The sequence below is a fragment of the Clostridium formicaceticum genome (genome assembly GCF_001854185.1).
GTDB classification, from domain to species: Bacteria; Bacillota; Clostridia; order Peptostreptococcales; family Natronincolaceae; genus Andreesenella; species Andreesenella formicacetica.
In genome coordinates, this window is the sequence record NZ_CP017603.1 from 3,228,045 (window position 1) to 3,254,644 (window position 26,600).

20 protein-coding genes are annotated in these 26,600 nt (G+C 34.5%); 19 read left to right on the forward strand and 1 reads right to left on the reverse strand.

Annotation, left to right across the window (positions count from 1 at the left end; all coding sequences use genetic code 11):
* The first annotated feature begins 313 nt into the window (after window positions 1-313).
* Together BJL90_RS14875 and msrA are read left to right on the forward strand one after the other, a co-directional pair.
* Entirely contained in the window at window positions 314-1,216 is a 903-nt protein-coding gene (locus BJL90_RS14875) for an AraC family transcriptional regulator (protein ID WP_070969661.1), read from the forward strand.
* 496 nt (window positions 1,217-1,712) lie between these two features.
* On the forward strand, window positions 1,713-2,192 hold the full coding sequence (gene msrA, locus BJL90_RS14885) for a peptide-methionine (S)-S-oxide reductase MsrA (protein ID WP_070973281.1): 480 nt from the start codon (window positions 1,713-1,715) through the stop codon (window positions 2,190-2,192).
* A 134-nt stretch (window positions 2,193-2,326) separates the two neighbouring features.
* Here msrA and BJL90_RS14890 read toward each other — a convergent pair whose 3' ends face one another.
* A complete protein-coding gene (locus BJL90_RS14890) occupies window positions 2,327-4,228 on the reverse strand; it encodes an ATP-binding protein (protein WP_070969667.1) in 1,902 nt (633 codons plus the stop codon).
* Window positions 4,229-4,609: 381 nt separating this feature from the next.
* Between BJL90_RS14890 and BJL90_RS14895 the strand changes: the two genes are divergently transcribed.
* The 17 genes from BJL90_RS14895 to sigK all read left to right on the forward strand — a co-directional run bounded on the left by BJL90_RS14895 (window position 4,610) and on the right by sigK (window position 26,528).
* Window positions 4,610-4,972: a BlaI/MecI/CopY family transcriptional regulator gene (locus BJL90_RS14895; protein ID WP_070969670.1), complete on the forward strand. Its 363-nt coding sequence runs from the start codon at window positions 4,610-4,612 to the stop codon at window positions 4,970-4,972.
* A gap of 3 nt (window positions 4,973-4,975) precedes the next feature.
* On the forward strand, window positions 4,976-7,327 hold the full coding sequence (locus BJL90_RS14900) for a M56 family metallopeptidase (protein ID WP_070969673.1): 2,352 nt from the start codon (window positions 4,976-4,978) through the stop codon (window positions 7,325-7,327).
* Between the two features lie 267 nt (window positions 7,328-7,594).
* A complete protein-coding gene (locus BJL90_RS14905; RefSeq protein WP_081562026.1) occupies window positions 7,595-9,055 on the forward strand; it encodes an ATP-binding protein in 1,461 nt (486 codons plus the stop codon).
* 5 nt (window positions 9,056-9,060) lie between these two features.
* Window positions 9,061-10,233, forward strand: a complete 1,173-nt coding sequence (locus BJL90_RS14910) for a response regulator (protein ID WP_070969681.1) — start codon at window positions 9,061-9,063, stop codon at window positions 10,231-10,233.
* 82 nt (window positions 10,234-10,315) lie between these two features.
* Entirely contained in the window at window positions 10,316-11,383 is a 1,068-nt protein-coding gene (locus BJL90_RS14915; RefSeq protein ID WP_070969683.1) for a response regulator, read from the forward strand.
* 34 nt (window positions 11,384-11,417) lie between these two features.
* A complete protein-coding gene (locus BJL90_RS21570) occupies window positions 11,418-13,622 on the forward strand; it encodes an ATP-binding protein (protein ID WP_081562027.1) in 2,205 nt (734 codons plus the stop codon).
* A 656-nt stretch (window positions 13,623-14,278) separates the two neighbouring features.
* A complete protein-coding gene (gene nikA / locus BJL90_RS14925) occupies window positions 14,279-15,907 on the forward strand; it encodes a nickel ABC transporter substrate-binding protein (RefSeq protein ID WP_081562028.1) in 1,629 nt (542 codons plus the stop codon).
* An 81-nt stretch (window positions 15,908-15,988) separates the two neighbouring features.
* Window positions 15,989-16,924 (forward strand): nickel/cobalt ABC transporter permease, encoded by a 936-nt coding sequence (gene opp1B, locus BJL90_RS14930; RefSeq protein ID WP_070969685.1) that lies wholly within the window; start codon window positions 15,989-15,991, stop codon window positions 16,922-16,924.
* 1 nt (window position 16,925) lies between these two features.
* Window positions 16,926-17,744, forward strand: a complete 819-nt coding sequence (opp1C, locus tag BJL90_RS14935) for a nickel/cobalt ABC transporter permease (RefSeq protein ID WP_070969687.1) — start codon at window positions 16,926-16,928, stop codon at window positions 17,742-17,744.
* 1 nt (window position 17,745) lies between these two features.
* Window positions 17,746-18,558, forward strand: coding sequence for an ABC transporter ATP-binding protein (locus BJL90_RS14940; protein ID WP_070969690.1), 813 nt, complete (start codon window positions 17,746-17,748; stop codon window positions 18,556-18,558).
* A gap of 11 nt (window positions 18,559-18,569) precedes the next feature.
* Window positions 18,570-19,373, forward strand: a complete 804-nt coding sequence (locus tag BJL90_RS14945; protein ID WP_070969692.1) for an ABC transporter ATP-binding protein — start codon at window positions 18,570-18,572, stop codon at window positions 19,371-19,373.
* Between the two features lie 90 nt (window positions 19,374-19,463).
* Entirely contained in the window at window positions 19,464-21,089 is a 1,626-nt protein-coding gene (locus BJL90_RS14950) for a sensor histidine kinase (protein WP_070969694.1), read from the forward strand.
* Window positions 21,064-21,813 (forward strand): response regulator transcription factor, encoded by a 750-nt coding sequence (locus tag BJL90_RS14955; protein ID WP_070969696.1) that lies wholly within the window; start codon window positions 21,064-21,066, stop codon window positions 21,811-21,813. Before BJL90_RS14950 ends, BJL90_RS14955 begins: the two co-directional genes overlap by 26 nt.
* Before the next feature lie 234 nt (window positions 21,814-22,047).
* Window positions 22,048-22,707 (forward strand): O-methyltransferase, encoded by a 660-nt coding sequence (locus tag BJL90_RS14960; protein WP_070969698.1) that lies wholly within the window; start codon window positions 22,048-22,050, stop codon window positions 22,705-22,707.
* On the forward strand, window positions 22,704-23,951 hold the full coding sequence (locus BJL90_RS14965; protein WP_070969701.1) for a peptidase U32 family protein: 1,248 nt from the start codon (window positions 22,704-22,706) through the stop codon (window positions 23,949-23,951). Before BJL90_RS14960 ends, BJL90_RS14965 begins: the two co-directional genes overlap by 4 nt.
* A gap of 69 nt (window positions 23,952-24,020) precedes the next feature.
* Complete coding sequence (locus BJL90_RS14970) at window positions 24,021-25,706, forward strand: peptidoglycan D,D-transpeptidase FtsI family protein (RefSeq protein ID WP_070969703.1); 1,686 nt, start codon at window positions 24,021-24,023, stop codon at window positions 25,704-25,706.
* 117 nt (window positions 25,707-25,823) lie between these two features.
* On the forward strand, window positions 25,824-26,528 hold the full coding sequence (gene sigK / locus BJL90_RS14975; RefSeq protein ID WP_070969705.1) for an RNA polymerase sporulation sigma factor SigK: 705 nt from the start codon (window positions 25,824-25,826) through the stop codon (window positions 26,526-26,528).
* The last annotated feature ends 72 nt before the right edge of the window (window positions 26,529-26,600 follow it).

The window sequence follows — 26,600 nt, forward strand, 5'->3', positions numbered from 1 at the left end:
ACAGTGCTAGGAACTTAAAGTTATTAAGTTGTTTTAATATAGATATCCAATTACAAAGAAATGACAGATCCCAGCTAACAAAGAGGAAATTCTAAATGCAGGGATCTTTTTTTGGAATATTACATCCTAATGCCCCATGATTTTTTCTTCCCTTTGGGGAAAAGCTCAATAAAGATAATCGTTGAGTTAAGCTCGCTGAAATAATATTCTGGTGGGAAATTGAAGACGCTACGCTAAACTAAAAAATTGAGCAGTGTGAGTCAAGAAAGTTTTTAGGTATCTTGCTATGATAGATGTAGGAGGTGTATGTACTATGGAATCATGGCAAGCGGTACAGCAAACTTTAGATTTTATTGAAAACAACTTATCAGAGAAAATCGGAATTGAACAGTTATCACAGATGGCATGTTTATCACCCTTTTATTATCAGAGATTGTTCCGGCGTTTAGTGAGTAAGCCTGTAATGGAATATGTGAAATTACGACGATTGGCAAATGCATCGGAAGCTTTAACTAGTGGGAACCACCGCATTATTGATGTGGGGCTGGCATTAGGATTTGAACATCATGAAACCTTTACACGCTCTTTTAAGGATGCATATGGTTTAACCCCTGATGCTTACCGCAAACAACCAAGGCCCTTATCCCATTTCATCAAACCAGACTTATCTATGAAGTATCACTTAATAGATGAAAATGTACCACTTGTGGCAAATGGAATTATTTTAGAAGTAAGTCGGCGAAATTTTCGGCGAAATTTACCGTTTTCTCGTCATTTTACTGGATTATCTATTGAAACTAAATTTTCTGATAACCCAAGCATAGACTTCTTAGCGGAGCTATGGCATAATTTTCACAATAAAAAAAGTGTTATTGATAACTTAAAACAAGATGGAAATGAAATAGGTGTCGGCAGCCCAAGTGAAAAAGAAGGTTATCTTCGGTATTTTGCAGGTGCAGAGGTAGATAGCTCTAATACTCAAAATGAATTTACTCATTTTGAAATGTCTGCTGGGAAGTATGTAGTTTGTAGGTTTGAAGCAGAAAACTTTCATCTTCTGACAACCGATGCACTGGATAAAGCGGTTAAATATATGTATGGAACTTGGCTCTTAAAAAATGAAATAAAAACAGAACTTTTAATGTTAGAATTGTACTTGGATATTTCACCAGAAGGTACTGCTATGGAAATCTGGTTTAAAATAATAGATGATTAGAATCTTTCAAATCAACAAGATTATTAAGCTTACTTTCAGCTTTAAGGCATCGGATGGTTCATTGTGTTATCTAAAAAACTGTAGAAAATTTTTCAAGATTTTTCTTGACTCTCCTGTTAGGGGAGAATATATATTGAAATTATTACATGGATTGCTGATAATGGATATACTCACAGTGACAATCCAAGAGAATCATATATTGATGGCATTTGGAATAAGGAAAATGAAAATGACTGGCTGACGGAATTGCAAGTGCCTGTAATGAAAAATAAATAGTTAAAGTGGTAGAAAGAACACTTCACTCAGGGTAGGCAGATATGTTTTCTATTCATATAAAAATCCCGCGAAGAATTGCGGGACTTTTTATATGAATATCATGTTTCCATAAGCAAATGAAGAAAAGAGTAAACATCACAAATTTTTATCTAAGTTTAGCTATATATTGTGGAAATAATGGAACCAAGTGGGAAAATTGGCCGACAATAAATTCCATCAAATGAAAGAAATAGTATTGGCAGGAGGTTGTTTTTGGGGAATAGAAGCATATCTTTCCCGGATACCAGGGGCGAAAGAAACAAAGGTGGGCTATGCAAATGGACATGCAGAAAACCCAACCTATGAAGAAGTATGCACATCTGAAACAGGACACACAGAAGCTTGCTATGTTGCATTTGATGAAAAAATTATTGATCTGGAAAGCTTGCTGAATGACTTTTGGAAAGTAATTGATCCCACCACACGAAATCGACAAGGACCAGATATAGGCAGCCAATACAGGACAGGCATCTACTATATAAAAGAAGCAGATTTGGAAGTCATTCTAAAAACCAAAGAACAGCAGCAGAAACGATATGCCAGACCTATTGTAACGGAAATTGAACCTTTAACATGCTTTTATCCTGCTGAAGAATATCATCAAAAATATCTGGAAAAGAATCCGAGGGGATATTGTCATATTGATTTAAATAGTTTGTAAATATGGTTATCATTGAAATAGATAGCGTTGACAAAATCATGTTGAAAAAAGAACCCTATCTATGGCATTTTGTCTCTTAAAGAGTTGGGAATAAGCCGCTTATTATTGAGAAGGAAACGATTAAATTATTTCATTTAGAAATAGATATCTGAAAACTCAATATGTATTCTTTCTACATTTGTTTCACCAATCGTTTTAGCCTCTTGCAAGGAGCGTTGTTGACTAACTAACCGTATTGGAAGTGAGATGGTGAACTGGCTTCCATTATTCAATTGACTTTTTGCAGAAATCCTACCTCCATGCATTTCAACCAGAGATTTTACTAAAGCCAAGCCTATGCCACTGCCTTCATGATTCCTGGATAAAGACTTATCTACTTGTGAAAATCTATTAAATATATCATCTAATTTTTCCTGAGGTATGCCTATCCCAGAATCCTTTATGGCGATGATTACTTCATTATTATCTACGCTTATTTTGACATTTATTTTTCCTCCTGATTCCGTAAATTTAACGGCATTCGAAAGAAGGTTAAGTATGATTCTTTCAATTTTTTCAGGATCACAGGCTATAATGAGGCGATTTATGTTAGTATGAAATTTTATGCTTAAGCCTGTGTTTTTTATATAATCCTCGACTGACAGTACAATATCTTTTATAAGTTTTACTATATCAAAGTTTTTAAAGTTAGGGGTGTAAAATCCAGCGTCAATCCTAGTTATATCAATCAAGTTATTGACAATTCTTAAAAGTCTGTAACAATTTTGCTTCATCCTTTTTTGCGTTTTCTTGTATTTGTCTATGCATTCACTGTATTTATCTGCATTTATATGCAACTCTTGTAATTGTAGGCTACCTAGGATGATATTAATAGGGGTTCTAAGCTCATGGGAAAGATTCGCAAAAAAATCTGTTCTTAACTTTTCCAAATAGATTTTTTCATCTAACTCTCTTTTTATTTTCTTTTTTTCAGTAACATCGTTAATTACACCTACCATACTAAGAAGTTTGCCGCTACCTATATCTTTCTGGATAGATACACCTTTTACACGTAACCATGCGTACTCTCCTATTTTTTTCTTAAATCTTACTTCATGACTAAAACGATGAACTTCATTTCTGCAACATTTATATATGATGCCTATAAATTCGCTAACATCTTTGGGATGTATTAGTTTTACTAGTTCACTACAATCTTTTATAGTTTCATCTTCTCCATAACCTAATATATTAAAAAAAGCTTTGCTAAAATAAACTTCGTTTGTTTCAATATTCCATTCCCAAATGCCATCTCCTGTAGCGCTAAGAACATATCGCAAGATTTCCATATCTTTGTTTTTCTTAAATGGTTTAGCATCTGTAGACTCATGATCAGTTCCTGTCTCTAAGGTAAAATGTTTTCTAAGGGATATTCTTTCAGCGTGCTCTCTTAGCTGTTCTTTAATATTCACATAATATGGATTCGGTTTAATTAATTCTATGCCATTGATTATGGCTGTGTGTTTTTTTATCATATCTTCTAAAATAAAAATAGGGAACTTTCTTTTATCAAAGACACATAAATATAGATGATTATCATAAAAATGCATCGAATGGGTATTTGATAGCATTTCATATTCCATGAGGGCATGAAGAGTTTTTTCTGTACCATCAGCTGCAAAAATCATTTCAGCTAATACCCTAAAACCATGAAATTTTTCTCTTTTTATCATTTGCAACTGTTCATTCCAATATTCTAATGTTTTATAAGGATTAAAGCCAGCTGGGTTCTGATAAACGTTTTTGACATTATTAATAATCAACTGCCCTGAAGCCAGAGATTTATGTGTATCTATATTTTTCTTTTCAAGATCTTCAAGTAATAGAGCTTTAGGATACTCATCAATTATACATAGTACTTTTTCATCATGAATTAGTCCTTCTATGATATAATGAACAGCAATATGCCTGTAGTCATCCATATTGCTATACAATAAACAAGCATGGTCACCGAAAGTTAGTTGTTGTGACTTATCAGTGTTTTTCAACATTGTCATTATGTATCCCCCTTGTGCTAAAAATCTACATAATTTTATAGAGTACTGCAGATAGAGAAATATTAATATCAAGCATTTTCTAACACCATTTATCGGTGTAATTTTTAGGTTGTTATGTTGGCAAAGCTATAATGTCTTATCAATACATATAGCTGTATAAATAAAAATTGACGTATATTTTCTACATTTATTTTTTACATTCTTGTATTTTCTACATTTTTCAATAAAAACCTGCTTTTTTAAAAAATTTAATTGAGAATTAAAATGAAATAGTGTTCAAATTTGAAAGTACAGTCATTAAACTATAGATTGACAAAATGGGTCTACGATGGTAGACTATAAAATATTAGGTCTATATATATAGACTAAAGGAGGTATATTATGGATAAATTTAATCTTTGCGAAAGTGAATATCGTTTTGCAAGCATTGTTTGGGAAAATGAGCCAGTTGGTTCTGGAGAACTTGTGAAGCTTTGTAATGATAAGCTTGGGTGGAAAAAATCTACAACCTATACTGTTTTGAAAAAACTGTGTGATCGAGAAATATTAAAAAATGAAAACGCCACTGTCCGCGCTATTATAAAACAAGAGCAGGTACAGAAATTTGAAAGCCAGAAGTTTTTAGACAAAACCTTTAATGGTTCATTACCTCGATTTATCGCCAGCTTTATGAGTGATAAAAAGCTATCAAAAGCTGAGGCAGATGCACTTAAAAAGCTGATAGACAGCTATAAGGAGGAATAAACTATGGCCTTCTTCTTGCAAGAACTATTTTTAAGCGTAATGAATATGAGTATTACCGCCAGCTATGTTATTTTATTTGTTATGGTTGGAAGGCTGTTTCTTAAAAAGACGCCAAAGATTTTTTCTTATACTTTATGGGCAGTTGTGCTGTTCCGGCTGGTATCTCCCTTTTCTTTTTCCTCTGCCTTTAGCTTTTTAAAAGCAGGTACCTTAAGCTCTGGTAAAATGGAATATATTCCTTTTGATATTGGCATGATGGGACAGCCCCAAATAGATACTGGGATAAGTGGAGCAAATGCTGTTATCAATCATTCTTTACCTGCTGCAACCCCATATGCCAGTACAAATCCTATGCAGATGATTCTATTTATTCTTTCTATTATATGGATACTTGGTGTGTTGATACTAATGACCTATAGTTTTATATCCTATTTAATGTTAAAACGTAAAGTCTGTATGGCGGTGCTCCTGCAGGACAATATTTTTGAGTGTGAAAGTATTTCTACGCCTTTTGTACTTGGAATTGTAAACCCTAAAATTTATTTACCAAAGGGACTTTCAGAAATAGAAAAAAGTTATATTTTAAAACATGAGCAAATCCATATCAGGCGATTTGATTATTTGATAAAGCCTTGTGCATTTTTAGCACTTTGTGTTCACTGGTTTAATCCTTTTGTATGGCTTAGTTTTGTGCTTATGAGTCACGATATGGAAATGTCCTGTGATGAACGGGTCATCAAGGAACTTGGTACAGACATCAAAAAGGATTATAGTACCTCCATATTATCTTTGGCAGTAAACAGAAAAATGGTAAATGGAAGCCCTCTTGCTTTTGGAGAAACAGGAGCAAAGGGGCGTATCAAAAACGTGCTAAACTATAAACGTCCTGCTTTTTGGGTAAGTATTGTGACAGTCATTGCAGTAGCAGCTATCGGTATCGGACTTGTTTCAAACCCCAATGCTTCTATTCATTATAAAAAAGAAAAAATTCATATGGCCGAAATTTGGGCAGAGGGGTTAAAAACACGAGATGGTAAATTGCGTTATGAAATCATGTCTGAGGACATGAAAGAAAAGTTTATTGTTGAGCAAAAAGCCGGTAGTGAAGAATGGTATTATAATATTGGCTATTCCAGTCCATGGGTTGTCAATTATGAGATTGAGGTAGAAGGGGATACTGCAAACATCATCTATTATATGACTGATAGTGACGGAGAAATATATGAAAAAACTGAGATAATTACTTTTGGAAAAGAAAATAATCAGTTTGTAATAATTAACGCAAGGGAAAAATTTGCCCATTATGAAGTAGTGCGCTACTTTGCAGCAACAGCGAGGGGGGCTATGGAGACTTATACAGAGGCGCTTCTTGAAAGCGATTACCCTGTACTTCTTTCACTTGTTCATACAGAGAATTTTGACCCTATAGGGCAGGACATTTGGGATACGGTTAAAATCGACAGTGTAAAAGTTATTAACGAGGATGTGCGTGAAAATAAGGCTTGCTATGGGTTAGAACTAGATATTAAGGATGGAGGAAGTTCTGCTTTTGAGGCAGGTGTTTTTCCCCGTTGGCTATGGCTTGTAAAAGGTGAAGGTGAGTCAGGTTGGTATGTAGAAGGCCTTATGACAAGTGGAGAACCAGATGCCAGTTGGTGGGGCTTTCAAAGTGAACAAATAGATGAAATAGATATGAAAGATTTAACAGAAAAATTAATCATAACAAGTGATCGTTATAACAATACAAAATATCCACTGATAGCGGAGCTTTCTCAAGAAGGTATTTATTTATATGGGATAAATTCTACTGGAAGTGGTGTTGTACTTAAATATGGAGAGAATATTCAGGTTTTCGATTGGATATATACAACCACTAGGTTTATTTTACCTGTTTTAGAAAAATATGATGTAGATGATGATGGAAAAGATGAAATCATGTGTGTACTTAATGTGGGTTCCGGTACAGGATTGTCAGTTTATGAGTTGCATATTTTAAAGTTTGATAAAACAGCCGGCTATATAGATTATGCCTTTAGTGATTATATAGAGCAAATTAAAACAATGTTTTCTTTTACATATAATGAAAACGAAAACAGTATCTTATTAAAGACAAAAAATGATAGCTACACCTATGTTCTTCCAAAGGAATATCAAGAACTTACTTTTAAAGATATAACTTATGGAGATATTGTCTACTTTTATATTTCAGATGGTTTGGAAATAAACATTTTACCAGCTATGGTTGCTGAGGAAGTTGCAAGCCCGTTGTTTTTAGAAGATATTATATTAAAAGGAGATATTCGATTTAAAGATGGGGAATTTCAAATTACTAGTTTACAAATAGTAGCAAATTGATACTTAAGAAGCGGAAATAATTCAATTGGATATTTAGGGATTAAAGAGCAGATAACGAAATACTGCTCTTTTTCTATGGCATTGAGATGAAGTTATATATGAATTCTTAGACTTTTTTCAGGATAACAAGCTGTAAATTAAGAGAATGTTAGTGATAATAAAAAATATACCAACAAAAATGATACAAGCTATAAAATATGGGTATTATTATAAAAATTTAGGAACTCTATCTTCTTGTAGATATTTACATTGTAAAGGAGAACATATATGAAAGAGGAAAAAGTTAGCAAAAAAGAGTTAGATGAAATAATAAGACAAGATCTAAATAACTTTTTTGACTTTGAAGATATCAATGAAGTAATCAATTTTTTTCTTGAAAACATTGGAAAGCTTACGGGAGCCAGTCGAGTTCATGTATTTTTATTAAGAGAAAATACAAATATTATGGATAATACCCACGAATGGTGTGGACCAGAGGTGCAACCGCAAAAAGAAAAATTACAGAATATTCCAACTACTTCTCTTGCTTGGTGGGGAGAGAAAATGCAAAAAGAGAGGTATATACAGATAGAGGATGTAACAAAGCTTCCTGAAGAAGTCATTAAAGAAATAAAAAATCTAAATTTACCACAGGATAAATCTATTTTAATATTTCCTATTTATATTGGAACAGAAATGGTAGGTTCCATTGGTACTAATAATGCAAGGGAAATTACAAAATGGCGCAAAGAAGATATTATGTTGTTGGATCTTGTTTCAAAAATTTTTGGCAATGTTATTAAGAGGAAGCGCGTGGAAGAGGCTTTGAGGACAAGTGAAGAAGCACTAAAAAACAAAAACAACGAATTAACCGCAGCCTTTAGTTTGTTGAAGCAGACACAAGCACAACTGATTCATAATGAGAAGTTAGCTGGCATAGGTCAGTTGGCGGCAGGAGTAGCCCATGAAATTAACAACCCTTTAGGATTTGTTTTAAGCAACTTCGATATGTTGAAAAAATATGTGCAGCAATTATCTAGAGTGGTTGAGGGGTATATGCGATTTAAGGAAGTGGTCATACAAAAAAATATTACTGACTTAAAGGAAGAACTTCATGAGATTGATCAGCTAGAGAAAAAAAATCATTTAAATTTCATACTAGGGGACTTTGAAGATTTAATTAAAGAATCAAGAGAAGGCTTGAAACGGGTAGAGGAAATTGTAAAGGGATTAAGAATGTTTTCGCGGGTGGATCAAATTAATGAACTTGAAGAATATGATCTTAATTTAGGCATAAGAACTACTCTTTTAGTAGCTAGAAATGAAATAAAATATCATGCAATTGTAGAAGAAATACTGGAGGATATCCCCATTATTTTTGCAAATGGAGGGAAAGTCAATCAAGTGCTGTTAAATATCCTAGTTAATGCAGCACAGGCTATAAAAGCCAAATCAATGGAGGAACCTGGTGTTATTAAGATAAGAACCTATGAAGAAGGTATGAATGTAGTTTGTGAAATAGAAGATGACGGTATTGGCATAGAAAAGGAAAATCTTCATAAAATTTTTGATCCGTTTTTTACAACAAAACAATTAGGAGAAGGTACTGGTCTGGGCTTAAGCATAGCTTACGAGATCATTACTGCCCATCATAATGGAGAGATATTAGTAGATAGTGAGGCTGGTGTTGGTGCTAAATTTACCATAAAAATTCCTAAGAACTACAAATATATGGCGCAAGGAGATTGATATTTATGAGCAAAAAAATTTTATTTGTAGACGACGAAACGGCAATTTTAAAATCCCTAAAGCGTTTGTTTATGGATGCTGATTATGAGATTTTTTTAGCTGAAGGTGGAGAAGAAGCATTGCAGTTTTTATCAGCGGAAAATATAGATTTGCTATTTACAGATGTAAAAATGCCAGGAATGGATGGGTATAAGCTTTTGGAAAAGGTGAAAAAGAAATATCCTTTAATTATAAGGGTAATATTAAGTGGTTATACAGAAGGAAAAGAAATCGTAGAGGCTATACAAAAAAACCTAGCCAGAACTTATATTTTAAAACCCTGGAATAACGAAGAACTATTAAAATTCATAGAAGATACGTTTGAGATTCAGAAATTATTAAAGAACAAAAATAACATGAACAAGTTTAATAATATCCCAACATTAATAGGTTCCTATAATCGCATTAAAACGCTGATCGAGGAAAAAAGTGATATGGAAGAAATAGCAAAAACCATCGAAGAAGACCAAGCAATAGCAGCAAAAGTATTACATATTGCAAACTCTGCTTTTTATGGTGTGAAAACTGCATCTATTAAGCAGGCAATTACTTATTTAGGATCAGATAATGTAGAGAAAATCGTGTTATCCACAAGCATATTTAATCAACTAAAAGATAATGACAAAATTACTAGCGTAAAGAAACCTTTATGGAATCATGCAAGTTTAACGAATAAAGTATTGACTTTTTTCTATGAAAACCTTTTGAACCAAAAAATACCAAAATGGTGTGAAACAGCAGGTTTATTACATGATATAGGAAAGGTAATCATACTTACTCAGTTTCCCAAGGAATACGAAACAATGTTGAATAACGTGAATTATCATGGAAACGGTAAAGAAGATTTAGAAGTAGAAAAAAGCATAATAGGGAATTCTCATGAGGAGATTGGCGGTTATGCTTTATATTGGTGGGGATTACCTTACGCTATGGTGGAGGCAGCATTATTTCATCATCATCCATTAGACGAAAAAGTGTTAAATAAAAATCTAGTATCTATGGTACACCTTGCAAACTACTATGCTTGGACGATGGTAGATGGTGTAGCAACTTGTCACTTGGACATGGAGATTTTTGACTTTTTGGGCATAACAAAGACTCAGTGTGATGGACTCATAAAGAAACTGAAGATAAAATGAGACTTAATTCAGCGGAAGTCTTAGCAATATACCGAAGGATAAATATTAAGAAGGAGGAATAGCTGCATAAGGATTTGTAGCTATGGAGGATATGGATAATAAAAACACTGTTTTATTTGTAGATGATGAAATAGGAGTATTAAATGCTTTAGAAAGGGCTTTGTTTGGAGAAGCTTATCGATGTGTTTTTGCTTCTAGTGGTATGGAGGCACTAAAAATTATGGAGGAAGAAGCGATAAGTGTCATTGTAACAGATATGAGAATGCCAGGAATGGATGGTCTAAAACTATTAAGAGCTGTTAAGGAAAAATATCCTGACGTAGTGAAAATCGTGCTTTCAGGTTATGCACAGATATCTCAAGTGTTATCTACCATAAATCAAATAGATATATTTAAATTTATCTTAAAACCATGGGACACAGAGGCAGAGTTACAGCCTATTCTCCAAAAAGCTGTAGAATATTATAACCTACAGCAAGAGAGTAAAAAGGCAAAAGATACCCTAGAAAAGAGAAATGCCCTGTATCAAGGAAGTTTAAAAAAAGTTGAAGAGAGATTAAAGCAGCATAAAGTGGATTTTAATAACAGCAGGAGATTATGTAATGTTGTTATGAAGGACATCAAAGAAATAATCAAAGAGCATGGAGCTGAAGAAGATGGGGCACTGGAAGAAATAATAAAAAAAATAGATGAGATGCAAACTTTATACGATAGTTATTTAGAAGCATTGCCTTTAGAATATGATGTATTTCCTGTGAAAAGATTGATAGAGGGTTTGACCAGTCAAATGCAAGAGAATGACTTAGCGTATATGGCTGATATAAAGGAAGATAGGGATAAATTTCATAATGTAAAATGTTACGGAAATTTTAAGCTAGTACACAGGATAATAAGTTATGTTATTAGTTATACAAAAAAACCACAATTCATTAAAAAACCTAAAATCCTCACGACTATTCAGGATGGCCATTTGTGTTTTGTAATTTCTATAGCTTTAATAGAGGGGGAGGATACTGCATATAAAAAGCATGGATTTTATAGGGATATGAATATGTTACAGGAGGTATGTAAAGCAACCAATCTGGTGATGTGTATCGCTGAAGAACAGCAACAGATTGTTGTGAAAATACAAATACCCATACAATCTTAATGATGATGATCTTAACAGAGGGGGAACTGCATAGATGAACAGCCAGGGGAATGCTAAGGAAGTGTGTAAGCTATATAAATTAAATGAAAATAACAAATTATACTCTGTACTTCAAAATATGCCGACACCTGTTATATTATTGAATGATAATTTTGCAATACAGCTTATTAATGAGGCTGCACGGGGGCTTTTAGGTGGAAACTACATCTGCGGCCCAAGTTGTGGAGCGAATGCCTGCAGAGATGAAATAATCACATGGGTAAAGGAGGAAATTGGGCTTCTACATGAAAATTACAAGGAACATGAATTTAAAAAAACTATAAATACACCTAAAGGAAGAAGAAATTTACAGTTTAATATTAGGGAGATTGCAGAAAAAAGTAATGGCAAGAAGGAATATATCATCACCATGAATGATCATACAGATAAGGATATTGCAGAGATTCTTATCAATCGTAGTTATAGTATTACCAAAACAATCTCACAAATATCTGCGCGGTTTGTAGGGATTTTTGATTTGGATGAGGAAATCAGTCATTCATTAAAAGATATAGGGGAAACTACAGGAGCTAGCCGAGTACATATGTTTATGTTTTCTGATGACTTTAAAATCATAGATAATACCCATGAATGGTGTGATCAGGATGTTGGACCCCAAATAAATCGCTTGAAAAATATACCTACTTCTATGTTACCTTGGTGGACTAGGAAAATAAGAAAAGGACAATTAATTTTTGCAAAAGATCTTAAAGACCTACCTGCAGAGGCACAGGCTGAAAAAGATATCTTAGAAAGTCAACAGGTAAAGTCTTTTGTGTTTATACCTTTTAAAATTGATAGTAACATCGTTGGGTTTTTAGGAATTGTTTATATAAATGATAAAAAAGTATGGAATAATTATGATGTAGTATTATTAAAACTCATAACAGAAATATTCAGTAAAGTCTTTGAGCGACAAGAAATAGAAAATAAATTTAAAAGAAGCGAAGAAAAGTACAGAAAGTTGGTAGAATCTTCTCCTGATGCAATTGTCATTCATGAAAATGGAATAATAACCTATGCAAATAAGCAGACGGCAGAACTATTTGCGGCAGATAGCGTGGATGCGTTAGTAGGAAGAGAAATAATGACTTTAGTTGCTCCTGATTATAGAAAAGTTGTTACGAAACGAATTGAAGAAAGAAAGGAAGGCAGTGAAATTCAAGGATTAATAGAAGAACAAGCTGTTACGTTGGACGGAAGGATTATAGATATTGAGGTAAAGGAAACCCTCATAAAAAGTCAATCAACGTTAGCGCATCAAACCGTTATACGGGATATAACTGAAAGAAAAAGAATAGAAGAAGAGCTAAAAATAAAAAATAAAGAACTGAAAGATACGATTAAAAAATTAGAAAAAACACAGTTGCAATTGATACAACGGGAAAAAATAGCAGCAATTGGCCAGCTTGCAGCAGGTGTTGCTCATGAGATTAATAATCCATTAGGGTTTGTCATGAGCAACTTTGAAACCCTTAAAAAATATAGATTAAAATTGCAAGAAATCATGATGGCATATAGAGATCTTAAGAAGATTTGTACAGAGAAAAGGAGAGAATGTATAGAGGGTCAAATAGAATCCGTAAATATTTTGGAGAAAAAGTATAAGGTAGCCTTTATGGATGAAGATATGGAGGAACTGCTAAAGGAATCTACTGATGGGCTAGACCGAATTAGTAGAATTGTTAAAGGATTAAGGATATTTTCCAGAGTAGATGCCTGTGATGAATTTGAGGAATATGATCTTAATAGGGCCATAGAGAATACATTATTGATTGTAGCAAATGAAATCAAATACAATGCAAATATCGAGACTTATCTAGGAGACATTCCCAGTCTTTATGGGATTGCAGGACAAATAAACCAAGTATTACTAAATCTTATTGTCAATGCAAGTCAGGCAATAAAAGCTAAAAACAGAGAGGAGTTAGGTCTTATTACAATTAAGACCTATCAAGAAAATGACTATGTGTGTTGTGAAATAGCTGATACAGGTGAAGGTATTCCTAAAGAAAACTTAGATAAAATCTTTAATCCATTTTTTACAACGAAGCCTGCGGGAGAAGGAACAGGCCTAGGGCTTAGTATATCCTATGATATTATTAAGAATAAGCATCATGGTGATTTAGAGGCTGAAAGTAAAGTGGGGGTGGGAACAAAATTTGTTTTGAGACTCCCAATTTTTAGAAAAAATTCATGATTTTTAACACAAATTGTCAAGAAGTCTCACCATTTATAGGCGTGGGAGACTCCTTGGTAATTTTGATATTAAATGGATTATAAGTAAAAAAAGGAAGAAAAGCATTTAAGGATAAAAGAGTAGATCAAAATACTGCTCTTTTTTTATTGCTACTATATACATTTTGAATACATTTTGATATCGTTAAAGTAACTATAAAAATATTATGTAAATATAAAGAGGAAAGAGAGGAAAAACGAAAATCGAAGGATGCTTTTGTTGTTATAAAAAAAGAATAGAAAATAAAGCGTGAACAACAAGAAAAGGCAGTGAAACAAGAATATACATGCCAAACAAAACGTCCCCTTGGCTCTAGGCTCTTTGGCTCTAAAATACACCTAAAAGTACAAAAAATGTCTCGATTGTGCATGGACAATGCAAAGAGTTTTATATATAATGAATATGATTATTGTTATCATTTAGAATTTAACCTATTAGACTAGTATAATAGGTTAAGTAAATTATCCATGAAGAAACTGGTTCAGTTAAAGCTGGACATCGGGGAATCAGGTGGAGAGTCTACTCCATCTGATTGAAAATCCCACCTACGCTAATGCTTAGAGGTGGGGGTTTTATACCTTAAAAGCAAAATTATGATAAAAGGAGTGTTTTGTGGAATGTTGAAAAAAAAATTTACGAAGTCATTAATTGCAGGCATATTACTTCTAACAATGGGTCTGCTTGCTGCATGCTCTTCAGGGGGTAAAGTGGAAAATGCATCTAACAGATCGAATGGAGATAATGGAGTGGTTAACACAGATGAATTAATCTATGTTAATTTTAGAGATATAAGGGATTTAAACCCTCATATTTACAGCGGAGAGCTTTTTGCACAAAATCTGTTGTTCGAAGGTCTTGTTATGATTACGGATGAAGGTATTCAGCCTTGGCTTGCTAAAGATTGGGATATTTCTGATGATGGACGCACCTATACCTTTCATATAAGACAGGGAGTAACTTTTTCAGACGGCTATAAATTTGATGCCTATGCAGTAGAAGCGAATATTCAAGCTGTTTATGACAACTACGATAGACATGGATGGCTTGAAAGTGTTAGATTATTGGATAGCTTTGGTGCTGTTGATGATTATACCTTTGAAATGAAGCTAAAAGAACCTTACTACCCTCTTCTTACAGAACTGGCAGTAACGAGACCCTTTAGATTCCTATCTCCTAATTGTTTTATTGACGGAACTACGAAGGATGGCGTAGATGGGCTTATAGGGACAGGAAAATATGTACTTACAGAAAACCATATTGATCAATATGCAGTGTTTGATATCAACGAAACCTACTGGGGCGAAAAGCCAGAAATCAGCAGGATCATTGCTAAGGTGATTCCAGATAATCAAATAAGAACACTTGCTTTAGAAAAAGGTGAAATTGATATTATCTTTGGTATTGGTATGATTGATGCAGAAACTTATCTTAAGTTTTCAGAAATGGAAGGCTTTGGCGCAAGTCTATCAGACCCTGTAGCTACAAGAATGTTGATTATGAATTCGACAGATAAAATTCTATCAGATGTTAATGTAAGACAGGCCATCAATGCAGCAGTCAATAGAGAAGAAATATCAGAAGGAATTTTTTATGGACTGGAAGCTCCTGCAAGTAGAATGTTAGCAAGAACGGTTCCTTACTGCGATGTAGATTTCGAAGATTATGTCTATTCCTTAGATAAGGCGAAGAACCTTCTTGAGAAAGCAGGTTGGGCTATGAATGAGGCCACAAACATACGTGAAAAAGACGGTATGCCTTTACAAATTGAAATGCACTATAATGCAGATAATGTAACAGAAAGAACCATTGCTGAATATCTACAGGATGAAATGAGAAAAGTCGGCATCAGCCTCAGTATTATTGGAGAAGAGGAGCAGGCTTATAGAGATAGGATGAAAAATGGAGGTTTTAGTATTACCTTTAATATGCCATGGGGAACACCTTATGATCCACATTCCTTTCTTGGTGCTATGAGAATGCCTGCTGTTTATGGAGATTATGCAGCGCAACAAGGACTTAAGGAGGTTGAAAAACTTCACGATACAATTTTAAAGGCATTTACTGCTACAGATGAAATGCAAAGACAGGAATATTACGATTATATTCTTACATATCTACATGATGAAGCTATCTATGTTCCATTGGTTTTTGAAAGAAATAGGGCAGTATACAATGAAAAAGTGAAGAATGTTACCTTTAATCCTTCACAATATGAAGTGCCCCTTGACAGAATGTATATTAAATAAAAATGATGCCTGCAGAACTGGTCATAGAGCAAATAATCTATGACCAGTTTCCACGCTTTAAAATCTATAAGGAGGTAACTCATGGGAAAATACATTATAAAAAGAATGCTAGCGGCTTTACCTATGATGTTGGCGGTATCCTTTATTGCCTTTGTTCTTATTAATCTTATTCCAGCAGATCCTGCTGAGGTAGTATTGAGGGTTAATGAGATTATTCCTACAGAAGAAGCAATAGCGGGGATGAGGGAAGAGCTGGGATTGGATAAACCTTATTTGCAGAGATATTTTGATTGGCTACAGGATGTTTCACGTCTGAATTTTGGCAACTCTTATGTAAATAAAAATAGAACTGTCATCGGTGAAATCACAAGAAGTTTGCCTGCTACCTTAGAGCTCGCAGCGGCTTCTTTGTTGATTGTAATCTTTGTTAGTATTCCTGTTGGTGTGTTATGTGCCGTATGGAAGGACAGTATTTTTGATCGTGTGGTTAGGTTTTTTATATTTATAGGGACTGCCATGCCTAATTATTGGATAGGCATCCTATTGATATGGTTGTTTGCTGTAAGGCTAGGGGTTTTACCAACAGGAGGAAACAAAGAGGAAGGAGCCATTATTTTGCCGGCTATCACCTTAAGCCTTACCTATATTTCCACTTATGTCAGACTCATTAGAAATAGCATGCTGGAGAACATGACAGAGAATTATGTTTTTTATGCAAAGGTTAGGGGCATAAAGGATAGAAATATTATTTTAAAGCATGTTTTCAAAAACTCCCTTCAATCTTCTATTACTGCTTTAGGGATGAGTGTGGTTCAACTTCTTGCTGGAACAGTTGTGGTAGAAAATATTTTTTCTTGGCCGGGGATTGGGAGATTGTGTATCACTTCTATTTTTAACAGGGATTACCCCATCATTCAGGCCTATATTCTTATGATGGGAATGCTGTTTGTTTTCTGTAATCTTATTGTAGATATTGTGCATCATAAATTAGATCCAAGGTTGAATAGGGTGATGTAATATGATAAAAAGACTAATGAAAGATAAGATCGCAATGATAAGCTTATTGATTATATTGTTTACTATGGTTTTAGGAATTTTTGCTGATGTGATAGCACCAAATGATCCAATTAATACCAGTATTATAAATAAATTTGCCCAGAGAAGTCAGAAATTTCCTTTAGGAACTGACCATCTTGGACGTTGTATATTATCAAGATTGATCTATGGTATAAGGCCTACTTTGTTTTTATCCATGTTTACCATGGTATGTACCATTCTTCTTGGTACCATTATAGGTGCTATAGCAGGCTATGCTAAGGGCATCGTTGATGAAGCGATAATGAGATTTGTGGATATTATGTTATCTTTTCCAAGTCAAGTGATGATTCTTGCAGTGGTGGGTATGATGGGGGTAGGGATACGGAATGTCGTTATAGCCAGTATTGCTATTAAATGGGCCTGGTATGCTAGAATGATCAGGTCTAGTGTAATCCAATATAGTAGTAAAAACTACATTCTTTATTCTAAAACCATAGGCACAAGTAAGCGTTTTATTATCATCCGACACATGCTTTTAAATGTTTTGTCAGAGGTCATTGTCTTAGCTACCTTAGATATGGGATGGGTTATTTTAAGTATTTCTACTCTTTCTTTTCTGGGATTAGGCATCCAAGCGCCGACAGCAGAGTGGGGAGGCATGCTGAGTGAAGCAAAAAATGTTATCACTGCACACCCAACCCAAATGCTAGCCCCTGGCTTTGCTATCTTAGTGATTGTAGCTTCATTTAATATGCTAGGGGATAGTTTAAGAGATATACTAGATACTAAGGAGGGATAAGATGAAAAGCGAAATATTAGAGGTCAAGCATTTAACGGTAGACTGTGGGAATCATAAGATGCTTAAAAATATCATTTCGGATATTTCTTTTCACTTAAAAAGAAATCATTGCTTTGGTATCGTTGGAGAAAGTGGCAGTGGTAAAAGCATCACCTGTAAGGCGATATTGGGACTTTTGGATAAGTCCTTTGATGTAAAAGGAGATGTGATTTTCAATGATATACACCTCTTGAAGGAGGACAAAAGGAAGATCAGACATATAAGAGGTAAAGAAATTTCCATGATATTACAAAACCCCATGACTTCTTTTGACCCTCTTTTTCCTGTACAGGAGCAAATGGTGGAAACCTTTATTGAAAATCTCAATATAAGTAAAAAAGAAGCTTTAGAACTTTCATTAAAAGGACTGGAGGATATGCATATCCTCCACCCTAAAGATGTGCTAAAAAAATATCCACATCAACTGAGTGGTGGTATGCTGCAAAGGGTAATGATAGGGATTGCCCTTGCCTTAAAACCAAGTATCATTATTGCAGATGAGCCAACCACTGCAGTGGATGCCATCAATGTAGTGAAGGTAATGGAACAATTCATAAGAATTAAAGAAAATCACCATGTATCGATGATTTTTATTTCTCATGACTTAGGTGCAGTATCAAAAATAGCTGATGACCTTCTCGTGATGAAGGATGGAAAAATTGTAGAGGCAGGGGAAACACAGCAGGTGTTAAATCGACCCCAAAGTGAATATACCCAATATTTAATCAACATAAGAAATGCATTGGTGGATAGATTTTACCATGTGATAGGATAGGGGGAAGGTTCGTGTTATTAGAAGTAAAAAACATTTATAAAACCTATAAAAGACCTTTTGGTATGCTAAAAAAAGAAAGGTTTGAAGTGCTAAAGGATGTGTCCTTGTTTCTTTATGAGGGAGAATGTCTTGGGATTATTGGGGAAAGCGGCAGTGGAAAAAGCACATTAGGTCGGTTGATGATTGGCGTTGAGAAGGCAGATGGTGGCAGCATACGAATAGATGGTAAAGAGATCAGTAAAAAAGCAGATAAATCTATAAAGGAAAAGGTAAGTGTCGTTTTTCAAGATTACAGTTCTTCTGTGAATCCTAGGCTGAAAATTATAGATATTCTTTGGGAACCAATAAAAGTCTTTGAGGGGTTAAGCCAAAAAGAAAGCCTGCACAAAATCATCACGTTATTAGAAAAAGTAGGTTTATCAAAGGAATATTTATACCGTTATCCCCATCAACTAAGTGGAGGACAGTTACAAAGAGTATGTATTGCCAGAGCCATTGCCACCAGTCCGAAGTTCATTCTTCTTGATGAGGCCATAAGTTCTTTGGATGTATCTATTCAGGTTCAGATTCTAGATTTATTGATTCAATTAAAAGAAGAAATGAGAATCTCCTATATCTTTATTACCCACGACTTAACAGCAGTTACTTATATATGTGATCGGGTTGTATTTTTAAAAGAAGGTAGAATTATTGAAGAAGTAGATGATATGAAGCAATTAAAGAATGTAAAGGAGCCCTATTCAAAAGCACTTTTGTATGCAGCTAGAGCAATGAATGCTAGGGAGGAAAGCTATGAGATACAAAGAATATCTTAAAATTGCTATACTTTTTACAATTTCAACTATTATCCAACTTTAAGCAGGGAAAAAAGACTTGTAGAATTCTTATCTAAAGTAGGCGATATCATGAGAGGATCTATCAAAACAAAAATTATTATAGCGATAATCATCACTTTTTCTATACTATTTTCTATACATCTCTATATTATAGACACTAAGATAAAGGATAGTGTCTCTGTGCTTAATAGAAATCTTACAAAGCAAGTCATTGATGCTAGGGCGCATCAAATAGCCTATTGGCTTCAGCAGAGAAAAATAGAGTTAGAGATGATGTCTGACTGCATCATAAGTTTTAACATGGAGGAGATAGAGGCTAGGGATTATGTTCAATCGGTATATGAGAAAAAAAGCAACATTTACCTTGATATGGGGATTATAAAATTTGGTGGCTATAGAATAAGCAGTGATGGTATTAGAGAATGTATTCGTCAGGAAAAGTATTATAAAAATGCACTGAAGGAAACTGCTTGCTTTAAAGTGAGTCATCCAATAGAAAAAAACGGCAGAAATATTGCTGTGATGCTGTATAAAGTAGGAGGCGTCAATAGAGAGATTGAATTTATTTATGCAGAGGTTTCTTTAGAAGATTTAATGAGGATAGCTGCTAAAATCAATGTGTATGAGGGTGTTGGAGAAATTTTGATCAGCAACAACAGTATCCATACCAATGAAAAAATTTTTTATCAGGATTTTATGAGGGAAAACCCTATTATTTTTGAGACGGATATAGAACCAGCTAGAGGTTGGTCTCTTAATTATTATATTCCCGAAAAGAATATAAACAAAATTAACCAGCATATCCGAAAATCTATACTGGTTTTTGCAATCATCCTATTAATGACGGTAATAGTGCTATTAGCTGGCAGTTACACCTCTATTGTTAAGCCGATTGACCAGTTGAGGAAATTGATGAAAAAGGTGGAGGATGGAGATTTCTCTGTAAGATTAAAAAGCAATAGGCAGGATGAAATTGGTCATCTTATTACTAGTTTTAACAAGATGACGGAAAAACTTGAAAAGCTCAGTTATCAGGAGAAAGAAATGAGAATGAGAATCATGCAAGAACAGATTAAACCACACTTTCTTTATAACACCCTTGATACCATTAAGTGGGTTGCCATGGAGGATAATACTGAGGAAGTCTTGAGCCTGATAGATGCTTTAAGCACTTACTTTAGAATTGGTCTTAGTAATGGAAAAAATTTTATTGCTTTAGATGAAGAGTTAGAACATATTGATAGCTATCTTAGCATCCAAAAGGCCAGGTATGAGGAACGGTTGACATATAGTATTCATTATGATGATTCTCTGGCGGATTGTAGTGTGATGCGGGTTCTTTTACAACCTATTGTAGAAAATGCTGTGATACATGGGGTAAATAAAAGAGAAAATGGAGGAAGAATTTCTATTTCTATTATCCATGATAAGGAGACGATCATCATAAAAATCATGAATAACGCAGAGATGTCCTTGGATATCTTGAAGGAAATAAATCATGCTTTAAAATTAGATAAACAAATCGAAGCCTTTAAGGGATACGGTCTTTATAGTGTAAATCATAGAATAAAACTAGAGCATGGAGAGAAATATGGGTTAGAACTTCAATCTCAAAAGGGATGGACCACTGCTGCCATTAGAATACCCAAAATAAGAGGGGGAAATGAAAATGTTGAAAGTTCTCATTGCAGATGATGAACCCAAAATTAGAAAAGGGATTAAACTATGGATCGGTGAAAATACTTATCCCTTTGAAGTAGTTGGAGAAGCAAAAAATGGTAGAGAAGCTTTAGAATTCACCACAAAAACTTCTCCAGAATTGTTTCTAGTAGATATCAATATGCCTATGGTGAATGGACTTGATTTTATCAGTCAGTTAAAAAAACTTTGTCCCAACAGCATCGTGGTGATTATTACTGGCTATGATCATTTTGAATATGCCCATAGAGCTATAAAGCTTCAGGTGTTTGATTATTTGTTAAAACCTGTTTCCAAAAGTGATTTTAACCATCTTTTAAAAAGAATTACAGAAGAATTTCAACCCAACGAAAAAGAGCATATTGAAGATAAAAATATTCAGTATTCCTGTATTGTTAGATGCGTGAAGGGACATATAGATCACCACTATGCAGAAAGTCAATTGGACTTGTCCTATATAGCAAAGTTATTCAATGTAAATAAATCTTATATCAGCAAAAGGATGAAGCAAGAGCTTGGAAGATCTTTTGTAGAGTATCTAACGGAGGTAAGGCTAGAGAAGGCAAAAGAAATTCTGGAGAGTGCTGATCCTAGAGTGACAATGTATCATGTTGCCACGAAGGTAGGCTATACATCACAGCATTATTTTAGCAGAGTTTTTAAGAAGGCCTATGGCATAGCGCCTTTAGAGTATAGAAATAGTTTTCATTCTTTTCAGTAAATAACAGGGTGCTTTTGGAGCTACCTTGTATTTTTTTTCCCTTCGTAATATAATAAAAATTAAACTCTGATAAAATCAACCAATTTTAGCATATACAAACATATAAAGATTATAAAAAGATTAAAATAATAGAAAAAATTCTATCTATGTTATTGCTTAGAGCTGAGGGTTTTACACGCTAAAAGTAAAATTAGGATAAAATAAATTCTTCACTAGAATAGGAGTTGTGGTACATTGAGTAATATTACAGAAGAATATGTAGAAGAATATATAAGAGAACTACTGCCAGACCATCAAGGTCAACTAAAGGTGATTGAAGAAAATGCTTTAGAAAATCAGGTGCCTATTGTACATAAAGAGGTAGCAGCTTTACTAAAGGTAATAACAAAGGCATCTAAGAGTAAAAGGATTTTAGAAGTTGGTGCAGCTGTGGGGTATTCTAGTATTTTGCTCTGTCAAGCGGCAGGAGATGGGGCAAAGGTGACTACCATAGAGAGAAATGAAAAAAGAGCAGAAGAGGCAAGAGTAAATATTGAGAAACTAGGGCTTAGCAACAACATTCAAGTCATTGAAGGGGATGCGCAAGAAGTTTTAAACTTTTTGCAAGGGACTTATGATTTAGTTTTTTTAGATGGAGCAAAGGGACATTATAAAGAAATGCTAGAGCAATGTATTAACCTGCTTAAGGTTGGAGGTATACTCATATCAGATAACATCCTATTTAAAGGGATGGTGGCCAATGATGACTTAGTAGTAAGGCGCAAAAGAACCATAGTAAATCGTATGAGGGAATATTTGCAATACATCTGTAATCATCCCCAATTAGATACATCTATTATTCCAATAGGAGATGGTGTAGCCATAAGTTATAAGAAGTTGGAGGAATCAAAATGAAAAAAGTTGAACTATTAGCACCAGCAGGGGACTTAGAAAGATTAAAGATAGCCGTTATCTATGGTGCTGATGCCGTCTATCTAGGGGGAGAAATTTTTGGATTAAGGGCAGCAGCTAAAAACTTTAACTTAGAGGATCTGGAGGAAGGCGTAAAATTTGCCCATCAAAGAGGAGTAAAGGTTTTTGTTACCACGAATATTATCCCCCACAATGAAGACCTAGAGGCTTTGCCTCAGTATTTAAGGGAAATAGAAAAAGTAGGGGTAGACGGGGTAATTGTATCAGACCCTGGAACCTTTGCTATTATCAGAGAAACCGTCCCGAATGTGGAGGTGCATATAAGCACGCAGGCAAATAACACAAATCATAGCACAGTAACCTTTTGGCATAAGTTGGGAGCTAAGCGGGTTGTATTAGCTAGGGAGCTGTCCTTTGATGAAATCAAGGAAATTAGAAAACATATTTCTAATGAAATTGAATTAGAGGCATTTGTTCATGGGGCCATGTGTATTTCCTATTCTGGCAGATGTCTTCTCAGCAATTACATGGCTGGAAGGGACGCAAATCGTGGGGAATGTGCCCATCCATGCCGTTGGAATTATTATCTAGTAGAAGAAAAAAGACCTGGAGAATACATGCCCATCATAGAAGACGAAAAGGGTAGCTATATTATGAATTCTAAAGATCTTTGCATGATTGAATATATTCCAGAGTTGATAGAATCTGGTATAAATAGCTTGAAGATTGAAGGCAGAATGAAGACAACCTACTACGTGGCTACCATTATTAGGGCTTATCGTATGGCTATTGATGCTTATTATGATAATCCGAAAGAATGGAAGTGCTTACCAGAATGGTTGCGGGAAATTAAAAAAGCAAGTCACAGAGATTTTACCACTGGGTTTTATTTAGATAAGCCTGATCATAAAGAGCATATCTATGGAGATAAATCCTATATAAGAGGTTATAGCTTTATTGGTATGATAAAAGCATATGATGAAACAACACAAATTGCTACTGTGCAGCAAAGAAATCGCTTCTTTTCAGGAGATGATATAGAGATCATAGGACCAAGTAAAGAAGTGATAAAGATGAAGATTGAGAAAATGTGGAATGAAGAAGGAGAGGAAATAGAAGTGGCACCTCATCCTAAGCAAATTGTAAAATTTAAAGTAAAACATAAAGTAGAACCCTACTACATTCTTAGAAGGGAAAGAGCAGAAGAAGAAAATGAAGAGAGGTAGTACAAAAGCGTAAATGGTTTAATCCCCTGTAGATTTGGTGATAATAAAAAAAAATACAGGGGGTTTTTTATGAGGAGAGCACAAAAAAAAGAAAAGAAAAAAGAATTGGTTTACATAAAAAGATTATGGTTTATAGGAATTGTAAGTACCATGATGATTTTACTATTAATGATGCGGCTCTTTTATATACAAGTGATGCAGTATGATTTTTATCTAAAGGAAGTGAATAAACAAAGGCAAATCAACATTCCTATCAATAGTGGAAGAGGCATGATTTTTGATCGTAATCTTATCCCCTTGACAGAGCGTGAAGAAGAAAAGGTTGTTGTGATTTTTCCTCAACTATTTATCCCTAATGAAGAAAATTTAGGGTTTTTAAGTGAAATTACTGGGGAAGCAAAAGATGAATTAAGCAATAGAATAAATCAGGCCAGTTATCCCATCGAAATTTCTATTGCTAAGGAAATTGATTGGGGAGATAGAAGAGTACTTGGCACAAGAGGGTTGTTTGTTATTGGCAAGAGACAAAGATATGAAAACTTTCCACTTCTAACCCATGTAATCGGCTATATCAATCAAGTAGATAAAAAGGGTATGGCAGGCATTGAAAAGGCTTTAGATCCAATTTTGATGGGAAGTTTAGGGGATAGCTTAGTTGCAACATTGGATGGAAGGAAACGGTTTTTACCGGGAGAAGGATTTTCAGTTGCTAGCAACACAATGAAGCAAAATGACATTCGTCTCACCATTGATTATCACCTTCAAAAAGTGGTGGAAGAGGTGATAGATCAGCATAAAAAAAATGGTGCTATTATTCTTTCAGACATAGAAACTGGGGAAATATTAGCCCTTGTCAGTAGACCTAATTATAATCCTAATACAATATTAAAGCATATCAACAGCAGCGGAGATGAACTTTATAACAAAGCCATACAAATGACCTTTCCACCAGGCTCTGTATTTAAAATTGTCGTGGCAGCGGAAGCTATAGAAAAGGGTGCGGTTGCTTTGGATGACGTATTCTATTGCAGTGGCTCGGAGGAAATTGGCAGCATTGAGATAAAGTGCAATGCTCATGACAAGGGAGGGAACGAAGAAATCACCTTTGAAAGGGCCTTTGCAGAATCCTGTAACTCCACTTTTATTCAGCTAGGACAGAGGCTAGGGGCAGAAAACCTTATGGAAATGGCAAAGAATTTGGGCTTAGGTGAGGTGGTTGGTATAGGATTACTGGAGGAGGAAAAGGGAAGTTTACCTGCTGAAGATCACTTGTTGGGACCCGCTATAGGAAATATATCTATTGGGCAAGGGGATATTGAAGTTACTCCCCTGCAAATTAATCAATTGACGCAAATTATTGCTAACAATGGGATAAAACAACCTTTGGTTTTGTTGAGGGATATTTTAGATAATTATACTACTGTGCAGAGCTTTGAAACTAAGGAGAATAAAAGAGTGTTATCGGAAAAGACCGCCAAGACCCTCCAGCAGATGATGCATTCGGTTATGACGGTAGGAACAGGAAGAAACATAGGAGAACTTGCCAGTATCACTGCTGGAAAAACCGGCACAGCTCAATCTTCACAAAAAGGAAAAAGTGTTTTACATGCTTGGTTTACAGGATATTATCCAGTAAATCATCCTAAGTATGCCATTACTGTATTAATACAAGAAGGAGGATCGGGAGGAAGGGTAGCAGTTCCTATATTCAAGGAAATACTAGAAAAAATGATATATCTGGGTTATTATAAGTAGTGTAAAAAAAGGATCAAGACTGACAATCTCAATTAAAAAAGTACGTGCACATATAGATCTTCCCCAACATATTATTTAGAGGGACCTATTTTACGGGTTTTAAGGGGGATGATAGATATGTTATGTATTTTAACAGAATTATTCATGACAATGGTAAAACCATTTTTATTTAGTCTATCCTATATATCCAGTAACATTTCTTTTCCACAACCACTTACACCAGAAGAAGAGGAGATGTATCTAGAACGCTATGAACAAGGTGATGAGGAAGCTAGAAATGTATTAGTAGAAAGAAATCTCCGATTGGTAGCACATATCGTTAAAAAGTATGGGAATATAGGCTGCGATGTGGATGATTTAATTTCTATTGGAACCATTGGATTAATTAAAGGGATTACTACCTTCGATAGAAACAAAGGCACGAGATTAGCTACATATGCGGCTCGATGCATAGAAAATGAGATTCTCATGACGATCCGTGCTAGCAAGAAAATAAAAACAGAAGTATCTTTACAGGACCCTATTGGTGTGGACAGGGAGGGAAATGAAATCTCCCTAATAGATATTTTGGGAACAGAACCAGATGAAGTATTAAATGAAGTAGAATTAAAAATGCAAGTGAAGAAACTGTATAAAAAAATGGCTAGTGTATTGAAAAAAAGAGAGTTGATGGTGTTGGAGTTAAGATATGGTATATCTAATGGTGGTAGGAAAACCCAAAGAGAAATAGCAAAACTTTTAGGTATTTCTAGATCTTATGTTTCGAGAATAGAGAAAAGAGCTATTAAAAAATTATATAAATCCTTTGATATGAAGGAGTAAAATTATAGAATAAATATCTAGATCGTTTTCTATCTAGATATTTATTCTTATTTGTGTCGAATCATAGAAATT

Bases quoted from the DNA above. Each gene is read 5' to 3' on its own strand.
- BJL90_RS14890 (WP_070969667.1), bottom strand. From the start codon at position 4,228: ATGACAATGTTGAAAAACACTGATAAGTCACAACAACTAACTTTCGGT.
- nikA (WP_081562028.1), top strand. From the start codon at position 14,279: ATGTTGAAAAAAAAATTTACGAAGTCATTAATTGCAGGCATATTACTT.
- opp1C (WP_070969687.1), top strand. From the start codon at position 16,926: ATGATAAAAAGACTAATGAAAGATAAGATCGCAATGATAAGCTTATTG.
- BJL90_RS14955 (WP_070969696.1), top strand. From the start codon at position 21,064: ATGTTGAAAGTTCTCATTGCAGATGATGAACCCAAAATTAGAAAAGGG.
- BJL90_RS14875 (WP_070969661.1), top strand. From the start codon at position 314: ATGGAATCATGGCAAGCGGTACAGCAAACTTTAGATTTTATTGAAAAC.
- BJL90_RS14915 (WP_070969683.1), top strand. From the start codon at position 10,316: ATGGAGGATATGGATAATAAAAACACTGTTTTATTTGTAGATGATGAA.
- BJL90_RS14895 (WP_070969670.1), top strand. From the start codon at position 4,610: ATGGATAAATTTAATCTTTGCGAAAGTGAATATCGTTTTGCAAGCATT.
- msrA (WP_070973281.1), top strand. From the start codon at position 1,713: ATGAAAGAAATAGTATTGGCAGGAGGTTGTTTTTGGGGAATAGAAGCA.
- BJL90_RS21570 (WP_081562027.1), top strand. From the start codon at position 11,418: ATGAACAGCCAGGGGAATGCTAAGGAAGTGTGTAAGCTATATAAATTA.
- BJL90_RS14970 (WP_070969703.1), top strand. From the start codon at position 24,021: ATGAGGAGAGCACAAAAAAAAGAAAAGAAAAAAGAATTGGTTTACATA.
- BJL90_RS14965 (WP_070969701.1), top strand. From the start codon at position 22,704: ATGAAAAAAGTTGAACTATTAGCACCAGCAGGGGACTTAGAAAGATTA.
- sigK (WP_070969705.1), top strand. From the start codon at position 25,824: ATGTTATGTATTTTAACAGAATTATTCATGACAATGGTAAAACCATTT.
- BJL90_RS14900 (WP_070969673.1), top strand. From the start codon at position 4,976: ATGGCCTTCTTCTTGCAAGAACTATTTTTAAGCGTAATGAATATGAGT.
- BJL90_RS14950 (WP_070969694.1), top strand. From the start codon at position 19,464: ATGAGAGGATCTATCAAAACAAAAATTATTATAGCGATAATCATCACT.
- BJL90_RS14940 (WP_070969690.1), top strand. From the start codon at position 17,746: ATGAAAAGCGAAATATTAGAGGTCAAGCATTTAACGGTAGACTGTGGG.
- opp1B (WP_070969685.1), top strand. From the start codon at position 15,989: ATGGGAAAATACATTATAAAAAGAATGCTAGCGGCTTTACCTATGATG.
- BJL90_RS14905 (WP_081562026.1), top strand. From the start codon at position 7,595: ATGAAAGAGGAAAAAGTTAGCAAAAAAGAGTTAGATGAAATAATAAGA.
- BJL90_RS14910 (WP_070969681.1), top strand. From the start codon at position 9,061: ATGAGCAAAAAAATTTTATTTGTAGACGACGAAACGGCAATTTTAAAA.